Genomic DNA, 16,344 nt, shown 5'->3' on the forward strand with positions numbered 1-16,344 from the left:
AAGCCGAGCTGCTCGGACTGCTCGCCGCGCTGCCGGGGCGCCCGGCCGCCGCCGGTGGAGGACCGTCCCGCTGAAGAGGCTCGTCGCACACCGCGATCCTGCCATCCACCCCCGACAGAACCGGCCGCCGGTCAGGTCATGTTGGCGTACTGGGTCACGAACGCGGCCACCGCGTCCGCGATGAGCTGCACCGCGATGGCGGCCAGCAGCAGACCGGCGATCCGGGTCAGCACCTCGATCCCGCCGGGACGCAGGATCTTGACGATCCCGCCGGAGAACCGGAGCACGACCCACACGGCGAGCATCACGGCCACGATCGCGGCGGCGATGGCCGTGACGTCCGCCCCGCCGTCGGCCTGCTGGACGAAGAGCATGGTGGCCACGATGGCGCCGGGACCGGCCAGCAGCGGCGTACCCAGCGGCACCAGGGCGATGTTCGAGGTGACCTGCTGGCTCGGGTCGTCGGCCTTGCCGGTCAGCAGTTCCAGCGCCACCAGGATGAGCAGCAACCCGCCGGCGGCCTGGAGGGCCGGCAGGTCCACGTGCAGGTAGTCGAGCAGCGTCTGCCCCGCCACCGCGAAGATCACGATCACGCCCAGTGCCAGGGCGACGGCCTGCCAGGCCGCCCGGTTGCGGTCCCGCGCCGTCAGGGGGCCGGTCAGCGCCAGGAAGATGGGCATCATGCCCGGTGGGTCGACGATCACCAGCAGGGTCACGAAGACCTCGCCGAACAGCTTGGCATCCACGTGATCAACGTAGCCGCGCGGCCGGAGACGGAAATGCGGATCAGCCGGAAGCGACCTCGGTCACCCCGCGCGCCTCGGCGACGATCCGCTCGTACGCCTCCGGTTCGGTGGTGAACGCGCCGAGCCGGACGGTCTTGTGCGTGCCGTGGAAGTCCGACGAGCCGGTCACCAGCAGGCCCAGCTCGTCGGCCAGGGCCCGGACGTGCGCCCGTTCGGCCGGCGAGTGGTCCTCGTGGTCGGCCTCCAGCCCCGCCAGCCCGATCGCGGCCAGGTCGGCGATCAGCTCGTCGGGCACGATCCGCCCCCGCCGGCTGGCCCTGGGGTGGGCGAACACGGGCACGCCGCCCGCCGCGCGCACGAGCCGGACCGCGCGGAAGACGTCGATGTCCTCCTTGGGCAGCCGGTAGCGCTCGCCCAGCCAGTCCGGCCCGAACGCCTCCGTCGTCGTGGTCACCAGGCCGGCCCGGATCAGCGCCTGCGCGATGTGCGGCCGGCCCACGGTCCCGCCGGCCGCGCCGGCCAGGATCTCGGGCCAGCTCACGTCGATCCCGTCGGCCCGCAGCAGCGCCACGATCCGCTCGCCCCGCTCCTTCCGGGCGGCCCGCACCCGGGCCAGCTCCGCCACGAGTTCCGGTGCGTCCGGATCGAACAGGTACGCCAGCAGGTGCAGCGGCACCGGGGGTTCCTCGCCGTACCAGCGGCAGGAGAGTTCCGCGCCCCGGACCAGGCTGAGCCCGGCCGGCAGCGCCGCCAGTGCGGGCGCCCAGCCGGCCGTGGTGTCGTGGTCGGTGATCGCCACCACGTCCAGCCCCGACTCGGCCGCCGCCCGTACCAGCTCGGCCGGGCCGAGCGTGCCGTCGCTGGCGGTGGAGTGGGTGTGCAGGTCGATCCGCGGTGCCGCGCTCATCGGCCCGACGCTACCGCCCGGGGCGCGCGGGCGCGCTCAGGAGGTGCCCTCGCCGCCCACCGGCACCGGGCGTCCCCCGGCGGGCAGGCCGGTCACGGGCGCGGGCAGGGCCGCCTCGCCGTCGAGCACCCGGCCCACCTCGACCCGCACCAGGGCGCCGGAGGTGTCGGAGTAGTGGGCCGTGCCCTGCGGCGTCCAGACCACCGGCCCGGCAGCGAGCGGACCGGCGGGGCGGGCCGCCGGTGCGGCGAGCCGGTCCAGGTCGACCAGCAACGCCCGGTCCCGCCCGCCCGCCCGGCCGTTGGCCAGGAGCCACCGCCCGTCGGCGGAGACCGCGCCGGCGCCGGCGACGGTCAGCGTCGGCCCGCAGCCCGTCCGTACCGGCGCGAGGTCGCGGGCCGGGTCGAGCAGGGCCAGGCAGGGCCGGCGGGGGGTTCCGGCGGACACCAGCGCGACCGCCAGGCCGTCGGGGCGCGTCGCGTAGACGTGCAGGGCGGCGTCGCCCGCCCCGCGCGGCGGGCCCGCCGCCGGGCGCCACAGGGCGTGGCCGGCGCGCGCCGGGTCGAGGCGGACCAGGACGGCGTCGCCGGCGAAGCCGACCGGCACCGCGGTGCTGGGCACCGGGGTCCGGGCGGCGGCGACGACCTGGGTGCCGACGATGCCCGCGGCGACCAGATCCGTCCCCTCCCGCCAGGCGACCTGCCGCCCGTCGGGGCTGAGGACGATGTCCCGCGCCCCGGCCAGGAGCAGGTGTGCCGCGCCCTGCGGCTGCACGACCCACAGCGAGCGGCCGGCCGCCGTCGGCGCGCCCACCACCGCCCAGCCGGCCCGGTCGGGCAGCCGCTGGGCGCGCTCGGCTGCCCGGCCCACGTCGGGCAGGGCGAGCCGCTGCCCGTCGGCGGTGACCAGGACGTCGGCGAGGATGAGATCCACCTCGCCGCGCCCCACGTCGGGCTGCGGGGCGGCCGAGAGCTGCGGGGTCGGGTCCGCCAGCGGCGAGGCGTACGGGTCGCCGAGCACCACGGTGGGGTGGGTGGGCCGCCCGGGCTGCTGCCCCAGCTGCGCCATCCCGGCGCTGACCGTCACGGTGGCCACGGCGGCGAGGGCGATCCCGGTCAGCGTCCGCCGGCGCCGGGACCGGTCGGCCCGCCGGATCGCCAGCCCCGCCGGATCGGCGACGAGCGGGCGCGCGACGGCCACCTGGCGGGCGAACGCCTCCCGTACCGCCTGCTCCAGCTCGTCCTGGGTCACGGCGAATGGACGCGTCGGGCCGTCGGTCCGGTTGTCACCATGGCCGGCCGGACGGCTCACCGGTGCTCTCCGGAGCCGGTGCGGGCCGCTTGTCGCCCGTGTCGCCCCTCGCCGCCCGTACGCGGCGCCGGCCCGGCACCGGCCCGCGCCCCCGAGGCCACGGGCACCGGATCGCCCGCCGACTCGTCGGCCGGTTCGGCGGGCGGCGGGCCGTCCGAGGCGGGACCGGCGGCCCGGATCGGAAGGCCGGTCGCGGCGTCCGGGGCGGCGGGCCCGGCGGCCCGGACTGGAAGGCCGGTCGCGGGACCGTCGGGGACGGCGGGTTTGGCGCTGCCCGTCCGGCCCGGGGCGGCGGCGTCGGGGCCGCCCACGGTGGCCGGTGCGACGAGCGGCGGGGCGTTCGTCGCCGCGACCACGGCCGCCGCGTCCTCCCCCACCACCATCGTCGGCGCCCCGTAGGGCGTCGACGGGCGGATCGGCGCGCCACCCCGGACCGGCGCGACCCGGCCGGCACCCTCGCGGACGAGGGCGGAACGGTCGGCGCCCCCGGGGACGGGGGCGGAACTGTCGGCGCCCCCGGGGACCGGCACGGAATGGTCGGCGCCCCCGTGCGCCGGGGCGAGACGGTCGGCGCCGCCGTGGACGGGCGCGGGACGGCCGGCTCCGCCGTGCGCCGGGACGCGACCGGTCCCGCCGGTGGCGGGGGCGGCAGGTTCCAGGTCGCCGGGCGCCGGGACGGGACGACCGGCGCCGCCGGGGACGGGACGACCGGTGCCGCCGGGGGCGGACGCGTGCGTGCCGTCGTGGCGGGCCGGGTCGGTCCCGGCGGGCAGGTCGAGGACGGCCTCGGCGCCCATCCGGCGGCGCAGGGTGCCCAGGGCGCGCGAGGTCTGGCTCTTGACCGTGCCCGGCGAGATGCCGAGCAGGGCGGCGGTCTGCGCCTCGGACATGTCCTCGTAGAAGCGCAGCACGAGCACCGCCCGCTGCCGGCTGGGCAGCGCGCTCAGGTGGCGCCAGAGCAGGTCCCGGTCGAGCTGCTGCTCGATCTCGTCGACCCCGGCCCGCTCGGGCAGCACCTCGGTGGGGCGTTCGCCGTGCCAGCGCCGGCGCCACCAGCTCGTCGATGTGTTGATCATGACCCGGCGGGCGTACGGCTCGATCGCCTCGATCCCGCCGAGCCGCTTCCACGCCAGGTACGTCTTCGTCAACGAGGTCTGCAACAGGTCCTCGGCGGTGGCCCAGTCACCGCTGAGCAGGTAGGCGGTGCGCAGCAGGGCGCTGGAGCGGGCCGCGACGAAGTCGCGGAACTCCTCCTCCAGGGGATCCCTGCTCACCACCGGCCACCTCCGCGCCCCGTTCCCCTGGCAGGTTGCCACGCCCGGGGCGGTCGGGTCGACGGCGAACGGTGCGCAGTTCCTCCGATGTTCGGACGAAAAGTTTCACGCCCCGTCGTCGGCCTTGGCCTCGTCGGCCTCCTTGCCCAGCCGCGCCTCGACCGCCTGCGGCTCGTACATCTCCTCGACGACGCGCAGGTAGAGCTCGTTCGGGTTGGGAAGGTTCTTGATCTCGCGCAGCGCCTGCTCCTGGCCGGCGGACTCCAGCACGAACGTGCCGTAGTTGAGCGCACGGCCGGTCGGGCTCTGCTCGTACTTCATGTCGGTGACCCGGGTCAGCGGCATCATCGCGACCTTCCGGGTGATGATGCCGTTGACCACCATCACCCGCTTGTTGGTCAGGATGAAGCGGTCGTACCACCAGTCGGCGACCTTCCACGCCACCCAGCCCATCACGGCGAACCAGAGCAGCACGGCGATGGTGGTGAGCGCGCCCACGTCCTGCCCGGCGAGGAAGCCGGAGAGGTAGCCGAGCACGAAGGTGGCGGCCACGCCGACCAGCAGCGGGGTGGTGAGGTGCACCCAGTGCCGCTTCCACTCACCCCGGTAGCGCTCGGTCGGGAAGAGGTAGCGCGCCACCAGCGAGCTGGGCTCGTCCTCCAGCGGCAGCACCCGGCGCGGCGCCGCGCCGGCGGCGTCGGCCCGCAGACCGGCCAGCTCGTCCTCGGAGATCTGGGGCGGCTGGTAGCCGGCCTCCGGGTCCCGGATCCAGGCCCGGCCGGAGCGCTCCGAACCCCCGTACGGCGACGGGTCGCCGTAGCCGGCATCGTCCGAAAAGGAGGGGCCGCCGGAAGGGCCCGGACCGGTGCCGTAGCCCGGCCCGTCGTCGGGGCCGAGCCGGGGGATCGGCTCCGTGTCTCGCTCCCGGCGCTCCCGATCGGGATCGTCGGGATCGAAGGGTGGACCGGAGGGGTTTCCCATCGGTGGCTAGGCGACGAGGCTGGTGAAGAAGTCGCCGAACCCCTGAGCGATGTCCATGATCCCGCCGCCCAGCGACTTGAACACATCCGCCGCAGAATTTGGCCGATAGGCGACGAAGAAGATCAAGAATGCGATTCCGGCCCAGGTGAGGACCTTCTTGACCATGGCGGGCCATCCTCTCGCGCGGCGCCGGGTCCCATTACCGCAGCGGCACCCAGAGTATCAGTGTGGTGTCGTACAGTGAATATCTGCGTCCGTTCTCCGACATTCCGGGTTGCCTGTCAAGCCCTGGGGCTCGTCAAGCCTTCCCGTGCAGATACGGAGAGGGTGCGCCGTACACGAGTTCGGGCGGTGTCCACTCGGTCAGGTCGTGCAAGACGACGTCTTCCGCGAGGAGGTGACCCGCACTCGCCGGCCAGGCTATCGCATGGAGCCACAATCCCCGAGCCTCGCCGGCGTACGCGCTTCGATCCGTCGGCGAGTTCACGAGCCACAGTGGAGTGGGATGACCGGCCACCTTGATCCTGGCCTGCCCCACATGCTCCGGATGCCCCGGCCCGGGATCGGTCAGCGCCTGCGCGAGTTCCGGGCCCGGGTCCGGGCCGACCAGCCCCGCGAAGCGGGTGCCCAGGCCGACGCCCGGCTCCTCGGCCACGAAGACCAGATCCGCGGGGCCCTCGCCGAGCGGCGCCGGCCCGGCGCAGGCGACCGCCGTGGCGCGCACCCCGGTGCGGTCGTCGCCGGCGTACGCCACGCCGGTCATGGTCCAACCGGTCGGCAGCGGCCACGGGCACCACAGCGGCGCCCTCGGCCGGGCCGGCGGCTCGGCGGCGCCGGCGATCCGCGCCACAACGCTGGCCACGATCTCGGCCCCGATGTGCTCGGGGACGTGCAGTGGGGGAACCGGCCCGCAGTCCAGGCAGCGCGACTCGGTGTGCATCAGGTCCGGCGCCCGTACCGGCCCACCACATTTGGGGCAACTCACCGCGACACTCACCATCCCACCGTCACCCCGTCGCGCCGCCCCGTCAAGCGGAGCGCCGGTTTCGGTGCCGCCGGAGGCCACCGGGGCGGGCGCTCAGCCCGGCGGCGGCCCGGCGTGCGTACGGATCCAGGCGTGCATGGCGATGCCGCTGGCCACGCCGGCGTTGATCGACCGGGTGGAGCCGTACTGGGCGATGGAGAAGAGCTGGTCGCAGGCGGCCCGCGCCGGCCCGGAGAGGCCCGGCCCCTCCTGCCCGAACAGCAGGACGCAACGGCGGGGCAGGGTGGTGGTCTCCAGCGGCCGGGAGCCGGGCAGGTTGTCGATGCCGACGACGGGCAGCCCTTGCCCGGCCGCCCAGGCGACGAACTCCTCGATGGTCTCGTGGTGCCGGACGTGCTGGTAGCGGTCGGTCACCATGGCGCCCCGCCGGTTCCACCGCCGGCGGCCCACGACGTGCACCTCGGCGGCGAGGAAGGCGTTGGCGTTGCGGACGACCGTGCCGATGTTGAAGTCGTGCTGCCAGTTCTCGATCGCCACGTGGAAGTCGTGCCGCCGCCGGTCCAGGTCGGCCACCACGGCCTCCCGCCGCCAGTAGCGGTAGCGGTCGACGACGTTGCGCCGGTCGCCCTCGGCGAGCAGCTCGGGGTCGTAGCGCGGGTCGTCCGGCGGGTCACCGGGCCACGGTCCCACGCCGACGTCGAGCTGGTCTCCGGTCACGATCCCGCAGGGTACGGCCCGCGAACCCCGCCCCGGGCCGCGCCCCCGGCCCCGCCCGGGCACCGGCCCCCGCACCTCCAGCGGCAGCGGCAGCCGCACCGGTCCCCGCATCGGCAGCGGCAACGGGTGGGGCGGAGCGGTTCAGCGCAGCGCCAACGCGACGCCGAGCCGGTCGAGGAAGCGGCGGTCGGCGGGGTCCGGCGGCAGCGCCGGCGCGCCGGTCGTCGTCGCCCCGCACACCCGGGCCGCCACCGACTGCACCCACTGCCGGTACGCCGCCGAGTCGGCGGGATCCGCCCGTCGCCGCAGCACCCGCGTCGCGGCCCGGCAGGCGGCGAGCAGGTCCACCACGTCGGTGAGGCGGTCGACGGGTTCGCCCGCCCCGTCGTGCCGGGCGTAGATGGCGACGACCACCGCGCGTACGAGATCGCTGTCGAAGGCCCGGCCGGCGGCGACCGCGTCCAGGCCGGCGAGCCCGGCGGCGACGGTACGGCGGGGCCGCCCGGTGCCGGGCGCGGCGGCGGCCACGATCACGCGGCCGGGCAGGCTGGTCAGCAGATCCCACTCGGCGGCGGAGTAGACGGCGGTGGTCAGCGGTGCGGCGCGGCGGCCGGCAGAGGACGGCTCTCCGGCGACGGAGTGGCTCATGGGGACCTCCGGCGCCAGCATATGCCCCGGATCGGAAAAAGGGCCCCTACCACCCGGAACCCGGATGAGAAGGGGCCCGTCGGTCAGCGCGGCTCGGGGAAGCTGGGCCGTTCCGGGTCGACGCCCTCGGGCACGGCCGTCGCGGCGTACTCCTTCTTGGGGACCATCACCCGACGGCGGAAGACGCAGACCAGGGTGCCGTCCTGGTTGTAGCCCCGGGTCTCCACGGAGACCACGCCCCGGTCGGGCTTGGAGGACGACTCGCGCTTGTCCAGCACGGTGGTCTCGCCGTAGATCGTGTCGCCGTGGAAGGTGGGCGCCACGTGCCGCAGGGACTCGACCTCGAGGTTGGCGATGGCCTTGCCGCTGACGTCGGGCACCGACATGCCCAGCAGCAGCGAGTAGATGTAGTTGCCGACCACCACGTTGCGCTTGAACTGGCTCGCCGTCTCGGCGTAGTGCGCGTCCATGTGCAGCGGGTGGTGGTTCATGGTGAGCAGGCAGAAGAGGTGGTCGTCGTACTCGGTGACCGTCTTGCCGGGCCAGTGGCGGTAGACCGCGCCGACCTCGAACTCCTCGTAGTAGCGGCCGAACTGCATCCTTGTCCCCTTCGACGGGCGGCGATGGAGTTCGGCACAGCATGCCTTATGGAGTGTTAAGGCGATGCGCGGGGCGCGTGGCGTGCGGAAATGTCACACCACCGCAACCGGGGGGAGACGCAATGAGCGGCGGGGCCCTCCCCGGCACCCGCCGCCCACGCTCTGATGCGGAAGATTCTGCCGTACGACAAGGCACACCGAACAGAGACGGAGGTCACATTTACCTTTTCGTAACATTACTGTGCGTGCTCGATCGACCGAGCGTCGACGCTCTCCGCACGCCAGATAGCCGCTTGTCAACCGCCTGATTGCTCATTCGCGCCGGCCAATCGTGTCGATCTCCATGGAAACGCTCCCATCACGTCCGGTCACGCAAATGCGTCGTGCACTTGCGTAACGCAACGGCCGGCGGGAACAACCACCATCGATGGGAGCGCGACCCGGGCAGCGCCGCGACGAGCACGTTTCGGCGGAGACGGGCCGGGAATTCCACGCGGTACGCCCTGGTTCCACCTGACGTAGCTATTCCGCGCCGATCGGAGACATTCATGGCAACCGTAGAGCTGACCACGGCAAACTTCGACGAGGTGACCGGCAGCGACGGCATCGTGCTCGTCGACTTCTGGGCCGAGTGGTGCGGCCCGTGCAAGCGGTTCGCCCCGGTCTACGAGCGCTCCTCCGAGAAGCACTCCGAGATCGTGTTCGGCAAGGTCGACACCGAGGCGCAGCAGGAGCTGGCCGCCAAGTTCGACATCCGGTCGATCCCGACCATCATGGCGATCCGCGACGGCGTCATCGTCTTCGCCCAGCCCGGCGCCCTGCCCGAGTCCGCCCTGGAGAACCTGATCGAGCAGGTCCAGGCCCTCGACATGGACGACGTACGCCAGAAGCTGGCCGGGCACAGCCACTGAGCCGCAGCGCCGCACGACGGCCGGGTCCCGAGGGCCCGGCCGTCGTCGTCTCCCCGCCGACCGGCGGGGACGGGGCCGCACTGGCCCTCCGGCCAGCGGTTCGTGGCCGGCGGAGGGAGCCGGTGCGGGCGGTACATCCCGTATCGTCACGACCCGATGGAAACCTTGACCACCCGCGGTCGCGCCGCCCGGCTCGCCGCCACCGCCCTCGGCCTGGCCGTCCTGCTGGCCGGCACCGTCTGGGGCACCGACGACCACTTCCCGTTCGGCCCGTTCCGGATGTACTCCACGTCCAACCCGCCGAACTCCCCCGCCCCGGACACCCGCGTCGAGGGCGTCGACAGCAGCGGAGCGGTCGTCGACCTGGGCGAGAGCGCCACGGGCATCCGCCGGGCCGAGATCGAGGGCCAGCAGAGCCGCTACGCCGCCGACCCCGCGCGGCTCGCCGAGGTCGCCGACGCGTACGCCGAACGCCACCCGGACGCGGCGGAGCTGGTGGAGGTCCGCATCGTCGTCCGCTGGCACGGCATCCGCGACGGGCGGCCCACCGGCCGCTGGACCGACGAGACCGTGGTCGCCTGGCGGGCGGACCGATGAGCCGCTGGTTGACCGAGGCCGTGCCGCGCGGGCGGGTGGCCGCCTTCCGCACGCTGATCTACCTCTTCGTCGCCGCCGACCTGGTCGTCTTCACCCCGTGGGTGCGCACCCGCGTGGCGGTGCCCGGCGAGCTCTACCAACCGCTGCTGGTCGGCCGCCTGCTGCCGCTGCCCACGCCGACCCCGGCGGTGGTCGCCGCGCTCTTCTGGGCCCTGCTGCTGCTCGCCCTGCTCGCCGCGACCGGCCGGGGGCCCCGGCTGCTCGGCTGGGCGGTCTTCGCGCTCTACTTCGAGTGGATGATCGTCGCGATGAGCTACGGCAAGGTCGACCACGACCGGTTCGGCCTGCTCGTCGCGCTGGCCGTGCTGCCCACGGCGGGCCGCGCCCGGCACGGCGACCCCACCCGCAGCGAGGCGGGCGGCTGGGCCCTGCGGGTCACCCAGATCGCCGTCATCTGCACGTACTTCCTGGCCGCCTGGGCCAAGCTGCGCTTCGGCGGGCTCGACTGGCTCACCGGCTCGGTGCTGGCGCGGGCCATCATCCGGCGCGGCACCGAGCTGGCCGACCTGATCGCCTCGGTGCCGTACCTGCTGCTCGTCGCCCAGTTCGGCATCGTCGCGTTCGAGCTGCTCAGCCCGGTGGTCTTCCTGCTCAGGGAGCGCTGGCGCCTGGCCACGGTGGGCTTCTTCTACTCGTTCCACCTGGTCACCATGGCGACCATCACGATCTCGTTCGCCCCGCACCTCGCCGCGATGACCGCCTTCCTCCCGCTGGAGCGCGTCCGGCCGGTGGTCTGGGCCCGCCGGCTCTTCAGCCGCCGGGGGCGCGACGCCACGAGGCCCGCCGGCGCCGCGCCGGCACTCGCGGGTCAGGCGTCCGCGGCCGGGCGACCGGACGGCCCGTAGAGGCGCTCCCGCGCCTCCTGGGGCAGCGCACACGCGGCCGTGCCGCCGGGCAACCGGTGCCGGTTGCGGGCCACCCAGCGGTACGCGGGCCAGGCGGCGGCGCGTACCGGGGCGAACCGGAGGCCGGCGCCCGCGACCCGCCAGAGCGGACCACTGTCGCCGAGCAGCCGCGCGATCGCGTCCGGGCCGGCCGCGCGGGAGCCGTCCGCGCCCACCCACTGCACCGCCTCCTCGCACTCGGCCTCGCTCAGGCCCAGCGCGTCGAGGTCGGCGAACTGCCACGGCACCACGCGGACGCCGGTCGGGATGCGCCGGTCGATGAACTCGGCGCACCGGGTGCAGAACGCGCAGTCCCCGTCGTAGACGAACGTCGACCTCTCCATGCCTCCATCCTCCACCCGCCGACCGCGCCCGGTGCGGCGAGGTGGGCGGGAACACGGCGGGTCGCTTGCGTTGCGCTCGTACGCGTGTTCGAATGTTGGCCATGCGCTGGGACAACCTCGCCGCTCCCCCGGAGGAGGGGGTCCCGGGTCGGGCAGCGCCGGCGACACCACCCCTGCCGCTGGCGCTGCCCGGCGCCGTCGCCCGCACCTTCGACACGCCGGGCTTCGCCGGCATGACGTTCTACGAGGTGCAGGCGAAGTCCATCATCAACAAGGTGCCCGGCACGTCCCGCGTCCCGTTCCAGTGGACGATCAACCCCTACCGGGGCTGCAGTCATGCATGCAAATACTGCTTCGCACGCAACACGCACACCTACCTCGACCTCGACGCCGGGGCGGACTTCGACCGGAAGGTCATCGTCAAGGTCAACGCCGGTGAGCTGGTCCGGCGGGAGCTGGCCGCGCCGCGCTGGCGGGGCGCGCACGTCGCGATGGGCACCAACGTCGACTGCTACCAGCGGGCCGAGGGTCGCTACCAGCTCATGCCGCAGATCATCGCGGCCCTGCGCGACTTCGCGAACCCGTTCTCGATCCTCACCAAGGGCACGCTGATCCTGCGTGACCTGCCGCTGCTGCGCCAGGCCGCCGAGGTCACCCGGGTCGGCGTGTCGTACTCGGTGGGCTTCGTCGACGAGCACCTCTGGCGCGCGGTGGAGCCGGGCACCCCCAGCCCGAGGCGGCGGCTGGACGCCGTACGGGCGCTGGCCGACGCCGGCTTCGACGTCGGCGTGCTGATGGCGCCGATCCTGCCCGGGCTCAGCGACGACGACGCGTCGATCGACGCGACCGTGGCGGCCATCGCCGCAGCCGGGGCGAGCAGCGTGACGCCGCTGGCGCTGCACCTGCGGCCGGGCGCCCGGGAGTGGTACGCGCGCTGGCTCGGCCGCGAGTTCCCACACCTGGTCCCCCGCTACCGCGAGCTCTACCGCTCCGGCGCGTACGCCCCGCAGCCCTACCAGCGGGAGCTGACGGCCCGGGTACGCATCGCGGCCCGCCGGCACGGGCTGCACCGGGGCGAGCGCGGCGACGACCGCCGCCCACCCGACCCGGCACCCGCGCCGCCGCCCGCCGAGCAGCTCACTCTCCTGTAGCCGTCGCAGGAGCACGCCCGGCTGCGCAGCGCGCTCGCGGGCGGGGGCTGAGCGGCGGGGTTAGAGTCGGCGGGTGCGCTCCGCTCAGCAGATCCTCGCCGACTCCGCCGTGATCGCCGTCGTGGGCGCGTCCCGCGACCCCCGCAAGGCCGCGCACAGCGTGCCGTTGCAGATGCAGCGGTACGGCTGGCGGATCATCCCGGTCAACCCGACGGCCGACGAGCTCTTCGGTGAGCGGGTCTACCGGTCCCTGGCCGACATCCCGCACCCGGTCGACCTGGTCGACGTGTTCCGGCCCGCCGACGACGCGGTCGACGTGGTACGCGAGGCGGTGGCGATCGGCGCCCCGGCGGTCTGGCTGCAGCTCGGCATCGTCTCGGCCGAGGCGCGGCGGATCGCCACGGAGGCGGGCGTCGACTACGTCGAAGACCGCTGCCTGATCGTCGAGCGCGCCGCCGCCGGCCTGACCAGGCTGGGCTGATCGGGCGTACGGCGGGCGGCGTCCGTGCCGTCGGACCGGCCCTGTCGAGCTGATGTCGTGAACGACTCACGGTCGCACGGGCCGGGTGATGTCGTGGGCGCCCACCTCCGCTGACGCGCGGCACCCGTGTCCGCACGGCCGCTGATGTCGTATCCGACTCAGCTCGACAGGGGCCGGCGGGCGACACCGGCAACGTGCCGGTGCCGCCCGGGCGGCGGAGACGGGGACGGCGGTGCCGCCGAAGACGTCAGAGCTTGTACTGCTTGAGCAGGCCCCGGGAGATGATCGTCTTCTGGATCTCCGAGGTGCCCTCGCCGATGAGCAGGAACGGCGCCTCGCGCATCAGGCGCTCGATCTCGTACTCCTTGGAGTAGCCGTAGCCGCCGTGGATGCGGAACGCCTCCTGGACGACCTCGGCGCAGTACTCCGAGGCGAGCAGCTTGGCCATGCCGGCCTCGACGTCGTTGCGCTGGCCGGCGTCCTTGAGCCGGGCGGCGTTGACCATGAGCGCGTGGGCGGCCTCGATCTTGGTGCCCATCTCGGCGAGCTTGAAGGCGACGGCCTGGTGCTTGGCGAGCGGCTGGCCGAAGGTGTGGCGCTGCTGGGCGTACGCGACGGCCAGCTCGAAGGCGCGGATGGAGATGCCACAGGCGCGGGCCGCCACGTTGACGCGGCCGACCTCGATGCCGTCCATCATCTGGTAGAAGCCGCGGCCGACCATCTCCGCGCCGCCGAGGACGGTGGACGCGTCGACGGTCACGCCGTCGAGCACCATCTCGGTGGTCTCGACGCCCTTGTAGCCCATCTTGTCGATCTTGCCGGGGATGGTCAGGCCGGGGGCGGTCTCGCCGAAGCCGGGCTCCTTCTCCAGCAGGAAGGTGCTCATGTTGCCGTAGACGGAGTCGGCGCCGGTGTCGGTCTTCACCAGGGTCGCCACCACCGACGAGTACGCCCCGTTGGTCAGCCACATCTTCTGGCCGTTGATCACGTACCGGTCGCCGTCGCGGACGGCCTTCGACTTGATCGCGGAGACGTCGGAGCCGCACTCCGGCTCGGACATGGAGAAGGCGCCGCGCACCTCGCCGGTCGCCATCCTCGGCAGCAGCCGGGCCTTCTGCTCGGCGGAGCCGTGCTGGGAGATCAGGTACGCGACGATGAAGTGGGTGTTGACGATGCCGGAGATCGACATCCAGCCCCGCGACAGCTCCTCGACCACCAGCGCGTAGGTCAGCAGGGACTCGCCGAGCCCGCCGTACTCCTCGTCGATGGTCAGACCGAAGAGGCCCATCTCACGCATCCCGTCGAGGATGTCGCTCGGGTACTCGTCGGCGTGCTCCAGCCGCTGCGCGTGCGGAATGATCTCCTTGTCGGCGAACTCCCGGACGGTTTCCAGGATCGACCGCTGCACATCGGTCAGGCCGGGCGTCTGGGCGAGTCTGGCCATCTCAGCCTCCGGGGGTCGGCGCCTTACTCATGGGTAACTGAACGCTCCGTCAGTATTGGTCGCACGGCCGTCGAGGCCAAGGTGACCAGTCCACACAACCGCTGTGAAAAGGTTCACCGCTGCGGGTAGCGTCCGGCAAGAGGGGACGCGATCCGCCACCGGCAGGAGGAGACCGTGAGCCAGCCACCGTCGTCGGGCCCACCAGATCCGGACCGGTCGTCGTCGCCCTGGGAGCCCCCGCCGGGGCACGACCCGTCACGGTACGAGCCGTCCGCCGAGCCGCCGCCCGCCCCCGAGCCGCCGTCGTACGGCCCACCCGCCCACGAGCAGCGCGGCTACGAGCAGCCCGGCTACGAGCAGCAGCCCGCGTACGGGCAGCCCAGCTACGAGCGGCCCGGCGAGCCGCCGCCGGGGCAGCAGTGGGGGCACCAGCCCCCGTACACCCCGCAGGTGCCCTACGGGCAGTACGGCCCGCCGTCCGGTCCCCGGCCCGGCGGGACGAACGTGCTGGCCATCCTCTCGCTGGTCTTCGCGTTCGTCTTCTCCCCGGTCGGCATCGTCCTCGGGCACCTGGCCAAGCGGCAGATCCGCACGTCGGGCGAGGAGGGCGACCAACTCGCCACGTGGGGGCTCATCCTCAGCTACGTCATCACCGGGCTCGGGCTGCTGGCCTGCTGCGGCTGGATCGTGCTGATCGTCGCCGCCGGCAACAGCGGCCCCAACTACTGAGGCCGCGCAATCAGCGGAACTGGGCCTCCCGGACGCTGTTGCCGCCGTCCACCACCAGCATCTGCCCGGTGATGTACGAGGCGGCCGGCGAGCAGAGGAAGGCGATCGCCGCCGCCACCTCGTCCGGCGTGCCGGGTCGGCCGACCGGGGTGCCGAGCCCCTGCCTGATCTCCGCCACCGTGGAGGCGGCGGTGTGGATGGTGCCCGGCGCGACCGCGTTGACGGTCACCCCGTCGGCGATCATCTCCATCGCCAGCGCCCGGGTCAGCCCGACCACGCCCGCCTTGGCCGCCGCGTAGGCCGCCTCGGTGGGCAGGGCGTTGACCGGCCCGGCAGTCGCGGCCAGGTTGACGATCCGGCCCCAGCCCCGCTCCGCCATGCCGCCGATGAAGGCCCGGCTGCACAGGAACGCGGTGGTGAGGTTGCGGTCGATCTCGCCGTGCCACTCGTCGTAGCTGAGCTGGGCGACCGGGCGCAGCACCTCGGGGCTGGCCCGGCTGGCCAGGCCGGCGTTGTTGACGAGCACCTCGACGTCGCCGAGCTGCTCGGTGACCGCGTCGGCGAGCGCGCCCACCTCCGACTCGTCGGTGAGGTCGGCGACGAAGCCGGTGACGCCCAGCTCGCCGGCCCGCTCGTGGATGCGTCGGGTGGTGGAGACGATGGCCACCCGGGCGCCGAGGTCGGCCAGGCGGCGGGCCGTCGCGTACCCGATGCCGTCCGGGCTGCCCGCCCCGGTGACCAGGGCGACCTTTCCGTCGAGCCGCATGGTCACCGGGTCCGGCAGGGCCGCGGGTTCGTCGGTGCCGGCGGTGCCCGGCGGGGCGGCGGCGCGGGTGCGCCGGGCCAGGCCGGGGCGGCTCGCGTCCCGTCTCGGTCGGCTGCCGGAGCGGTCCGCGGCTCGCGCGTCAATCACCATGCCGAGATCCTGCCCGCTGGAGGGAGCGCGGGCAACGCGGCACACCCGGTGGCGACGCCCCGGCGTCTGGGCAGGGCTGACTACCCTGACGGGCGCACCCCGCACCCAACGGAGCTGACGAATGACATATCCCCCGCCCTCCGGCGGCTGGAACGACCCGGCGTGGTCGGGCCAGCAGTCGAGCCCGCCCGCCGACCCCGCCCGCCCGGTGAGCGGCAATCCCGTCCCCACCCAGCCCACGGGCAGCGACCCGTACGCGCCGGCCGACCCGTACGCCGCGGACCCGTACGCGGGCGGCGACCCGTACGCCGGGATGAAGCACGCCTCCGGGCAGCCCGGACCCGCCGCCTACCCGCCGGCGTACCCGAACTACGGCTACGCCCCTGCGATGAGGACCAACGGCCTCGCCATCGCCGCCCTGGTGCTCGCCCTGGTCGGCATCGGTTCCTGCATCACCGCGCCGATCGGCGCGATCCTCGGCCACGTCGCGCAGAAGCAGATCCGGGAGACCGGCGAGGGCGGCGAGGGCATGGCGAAGGCCGGCATCATCGTCGGCTGGATCGTCACCGGCCTGTACCTGCTGGTGGTCCTCTTCTACGTGGCGATCATCATCTTCGCGATCAGCCAGGCCGACACCAGCGGCACCGGCTACTGAACCG

General features: G+C 73.9%; 20 protein-coding genes. 7 read left to right on the forward strand and 13 right to left on the reverse strand.

The features are described 5' to 3' along the window. Positions 1-131: 131 nt before the first annotated feature. The 10 genes from GA0070610_RS23945 to GA0070610_RS23985 form a co-directional block, all read right to left on the reverse strand. Positions 132-746, reverse strand: a complete 615-nt coding sequence (locus tag GA0070610_RS23945; protein ID WP_089002135.1) for a MarC family protein — start codon at positions 744-746, stop codon at positions 132-134. A gap of 40 nt (positions 747-786) precedes the next feature. Beyond that, positions 787-1,653, reverse strand: coding sequence for a PHP domain-containing protein (locus GA0070610_RS23950; RefSeq protein ID WP_089002136.1), 867 nt, complete (start codon positions 1,651-1,653; stop codon positions 787-789). 36 nt (positions 1,654-1,689) lie between these two features. After that, complete coding sequence (locus tag GA0070610_RS23955) at positions 1,690-2,904, reverse strand: hypothetical protein (protein WP_089002137.1); 1,215 nt, start codon at positions 2,902-2,904, stop codon at positions 1,690-1,692. A 56-nt stretch (positions 2,905-2,960) separates the two neighbouring features. Next, on the reverse strand, positions 2,961-4,238 hold the full coding sequence (locus GA0070610_RS31545; protein WP_231925787.1) for a SigE family RNA polymerase sigma factor: 1,278 nt from the start codon (positions 4,236-4,238) through the stop codon (positions 2,961-2,963). A 105-nt stretch (positions 4,239-4,343) separates the two neighbouring features. After that, complete coding sequence (locus tag GA0070610_RS23965) at positions 4,344-5,219, reverse strand: PH domain-containing protein (protein WP_089002138.1); 876 nt, start codon at positions 5,217-5,219, stop codon at positions 4,344-4,346. Between the two features lie 6 nt (positions 5,220-5,225). Further along, on the reverse strand, positions 5,226-5,384 hold the full coding sequence (locus GA0070610_RS30960) for a hypothetical protein (RefSeq protein WP_007455302.1): 159 nt from the start codon (positions 5,382-5,384) through the stop codon (positions 5,226-5,228). A gap of 133 nt (positions 5,385-5,517) precedes the next feature. Next, a complete protein-coding gene (locus GA0070610_RS23970) occupies positions 5,518-6,216 on the reverse strand; it encodes a DUF6758 family protein (RefSeq protein WP_331716476.1) in 699 nt (232 codons plus the stop codon). 81 nt (positions 6,217-6,297) lie between these two features. After that, positions 6,298-6,921, reverse strand: coding sequence for a TrmH family RNA methyltransferase (locus GA0070610_RS23975; protein WP_089003699.1), 624 nt, complete (start codon positions 6,919-6,921; stop codon positions 6,298-6,300). A gap of 141 nt (positions 6,922-7,062) precedes the next feature. Then, on the reverse strand, positions 7,063-7,590 hold the full coding sequence (locus tag GA0070610_RS23980) for a hypothetical protein (protein ID WP_172896583.1): 528 nt from the start codon (positions 7,588-7,590) through the stop codon (positions 7,063-7,065). Between the two features lie 62 nt (positions 7,591-7,652). Next, positions 7,653-8,168 (reverse strand): MaoC family dehydratase, encoded by a 516-nt coding sequence (locus tag GA0070610_RS23985; RefSeq protein ID WP_089002140.1) that lies wholly within the window; start codon positions 8,166-8,168, stop codon positions 7,653-7,655. A gap of 548 nt (positions 8,169-8,716) precedes the next feature. Between GA0070610_RS23985 and trxA the strand changes: the two genes are divergently transcribed. From trxA to GA0070610_RS24000, 3 genes are all read left to right on the forward strand, one after another. Further along, the gene (gene trxA / locus GA0070610_RS23990) at positions 8,717-9,079 is read left to right on the forward strand and encodes a thioredoxin (RefSeq protein WP_089002141.1); all 363 of its coding nucleotides are present in this window, start codon (positions 8,717-8,719) and stop codon (positions 9,077-9,079) included. Between the two features lie 156 nt (positions 9,080-9,235). Next, entirely contained in the window at positions 9,236-9,676 is a 441-nt protein-coding gene (locus GA0070610_RS23995) for a hypothetical protein (RefSeq protein WP_089002142.1), read from the forward strand. Further along, positions 9,673-10,581 carry an HTTM domain-containing protein gene (locus GA0070610_RS24000; protein WP_089002143.1) on the forward strand — a complete coding sequence of 303 codons (909 nt, stop codon included), beginning with the start codon at positions 9,673-9,675 and terminating at the stop codon, positions 10,579-10,581. Before GA0070610_RS23995 ends, GA0070610_RS24000 begins: the two co-directional genes overlap by 4 nt. Here GA0070610_RS24000 and GA0070610_RS24005 read toward each other — a convergent pair. Continuing rightward, positions 10,545-10,964, reverse strand: a complete 420-nt coding sequence (locus GA0070610_RS24005) for a thiol-disulfide oxidoreductase DCC family protein (protein WP_089002144.1) — start codon at positions 10,962-10,964, stop codon at positions 10,545-10,547. The genes GA0070610_RS24000 and GA0070610_RS24005 overlap by 37 nt on opposite strands. 101 nt (positions 10,965-11,065) lie before the next feature. Between GA0070610_RS24005 and GA0070610_RS24010 the strand changes: the two genes are divergently transcribed. Continuing rightward, positions 11,066-12,115, forward strand: a complete 1,050-nt coding sequence (locus GA0070610_RS24010; protein ID WP_089002145.1) for an Rv2578c family radical SAM protein — start codon at positions 11,066-11,068, stop codon at positions 12,113-12,115. 73 nt (positions 12,116-12,188) lie between these two features. Next, positions 12,189-12,596: a CoA-binding protein gene (locus tag GA0070610_RS24015; RefSeq protein ID WP_089002146.1), complete on the forward strand. Its 408-nt coding sequence runs from the start codon at positions 12,189-12,191 to the stop codon at positions 12,594-12,596. A 247-nt stretch (positions 12,597-12,843) separates the two neighbouring features. Here GA0070610_RS24015 and GA0070610_RS24020 read toward each other — a convergent pair whose 3' ends face one another. Next, entirely contained in the window at positions 12,844-14,040 is a 1,197-nt protein-coding gene (locus GA0070610_RS24020; RefSeq protein ID WP_089002147.1) for an acyl-CoA dehydrogenase family protein, read from the reverse strand. A gap of 174 nt (positions 14,041-14,214) precedes the next feature. On the opposite strand from GA0070610_RS24020, the gene GA0070610_RS24025 reads away from it, so the two are divergent. After that, complete coding sequence (locus GA0070610_RS24025) at positions 14,215-14,769, forward strand: DUF4190 domain-containing protein (RefSeq protein ID WP_089002148.1); 555 nt, start codon at positions 14,215-14,217, stop codon at positions 14,767-14,769. A 10-nt stretch (positions 14,770-14,779) separates the two neighbouring features. On the opposite strand, the gene GA0070610_RS24030 is transcribed toward GA0070610_RS24025, so the two are convergent. Next, positions 14,780-15,685: an SDR family NAD(P)-dependent oxidoreductase gene (locus GA0070610_RS24030; protein WP_089002149.1), complete on the reverse strand. Its 906-nt coding sequence runs from the start codon at positions 15,683-15,685 to the stop codon at positions 14,780-14,782. 121 nt (positions 15,686-15,806) lie between these two features. On the opposite strand from GA0070610_RS24030, the gene GA0070610_RS24035 reads away from it, so the two are divergent. Then, positions 15,807-16,340, forward strand: a complete 534-nt coding sequence (locus tag GA0070610_RS24035) for a DUF4190 domain-containing protein (protein WP_089002150.1) — start codon at positions 15,807-15,809, stop codon at positions 16,338-16,340. The last annotated feature ends 4 nt before the right edge of the window (positions 16,341-16,344 follow it).

The sequence above is a fragment of the Micromonospora echinofusca genome, assembly GCF_900091445.1.
In the GTDB taxonomy this organism is placed as follows: Bacteria; Actinomycetota; Actinomycetes; order Mycobacteriales; family Micromonosporaceae; genus Micromonospora; species Micromonospora echinofusca.

What these genes read in the sequence shown, in the direction of transcription:
- GA0070610_RS24035 (WP_089002150.1), top strand. Translation starts at nt 15,807, where the DNA reads ATGACATATCCCCCGCCCTCCGGCGGCTGGAACGACCCGGCGTGGTCG.
- GA0070610_RS23980 (WP_172896583.1), bottom strand. Translation starts at nt 7,590, where the DNA reads ATGCTGGCGCCGGAGGTCCCCATGAGCCACTCCGTCGCCGGAGAGCCG.
- GA0070610_RS30960 (WP_007455302.1), bottom strand. Translation starts at nt 5,384, where the DNA reads ATGGTCAAGAAGGTCCTCACCTGGGCCGGAATCGCATTCTTGATCTTC.
- GA0070610_RS24000 (WP_089002143.1), top strand. Translation starts at nt 9,673, where the DNA reads ATGAGCCGCTGGTTGACCGAGGCCGTGCCGCGCGGGCGGGTGGCCGCC.
- GA0070610_RS24020 (WP_089002147.1), bottom strand. Translation starts at nt 14,040, where the DNA reads ATGGCCAGACTCGCCCAGACGCCCGGCCTGACCGATGTGCAGCGGTCG.
- GA0070610_RS23950 (WP_089002136.1), bottom strand. Translation starts at nt 1,653, where the DNA reads ATGAGCGCGGCACCGCGGATCGACCTGCACACCCACTCCACCGCCAGC.
- trxA (WP_089002141.1), top strand. Translation starts at nt 8,717, where the DNA reads ATGGCAACCGTAGAGCTGACCACGGCAAACTTCGACGAGGTGACCGGC.
- GA0070610_RS24030 (WP_089002149.1), bottom strand. Translation starts at nt 15,685, where the DNA reads ATGGTGATTGACGCGCGAGCCGCGGACCGCTCCGGCAGCCGACCGAGA.
- GA0070610_RS23965 (WP_089002138.1), bottom strand. Translation starts at nt 5,219, where the DNA reads ATGGGAAACCCCTCCGGTCCACCCTTCGATCCCGACGATCCCGATCGG.
- GA0070610_RS24010 (WP_089002145.1), top strand. Translation starts at nt 11,066, where the DNA reads ATGCGCTGGGACAACCTCGCCGCTCCCCCGGAGGAGGGGGTCCCGGGT.
- GA0070610_RS24005 (WP_089002144.1), bottom strand. Translation starts at nt 10,964, where the DNA reads ATGGAGAGGTCGACGTTCGTCTACGACGGGGACTGCGCGTTCTGCACC.
- GA0070610_RS23985 (WP_089002140.1), bottom strand. Translation starts at nt 8,168, where the DNA reads ATGCAGTTCGGCCGCTACTACGAGGAGTTCGAGGTCGGCGCGGTCTAC.
- GA0070610_RS23995 (WP_089002142.1), top strand. Translation starts at nt 9,236, where the DNA reads ATGGAAACCTTGACCACCCGCGGTCGCGCCGCCCGGCTCGCCGCCACC.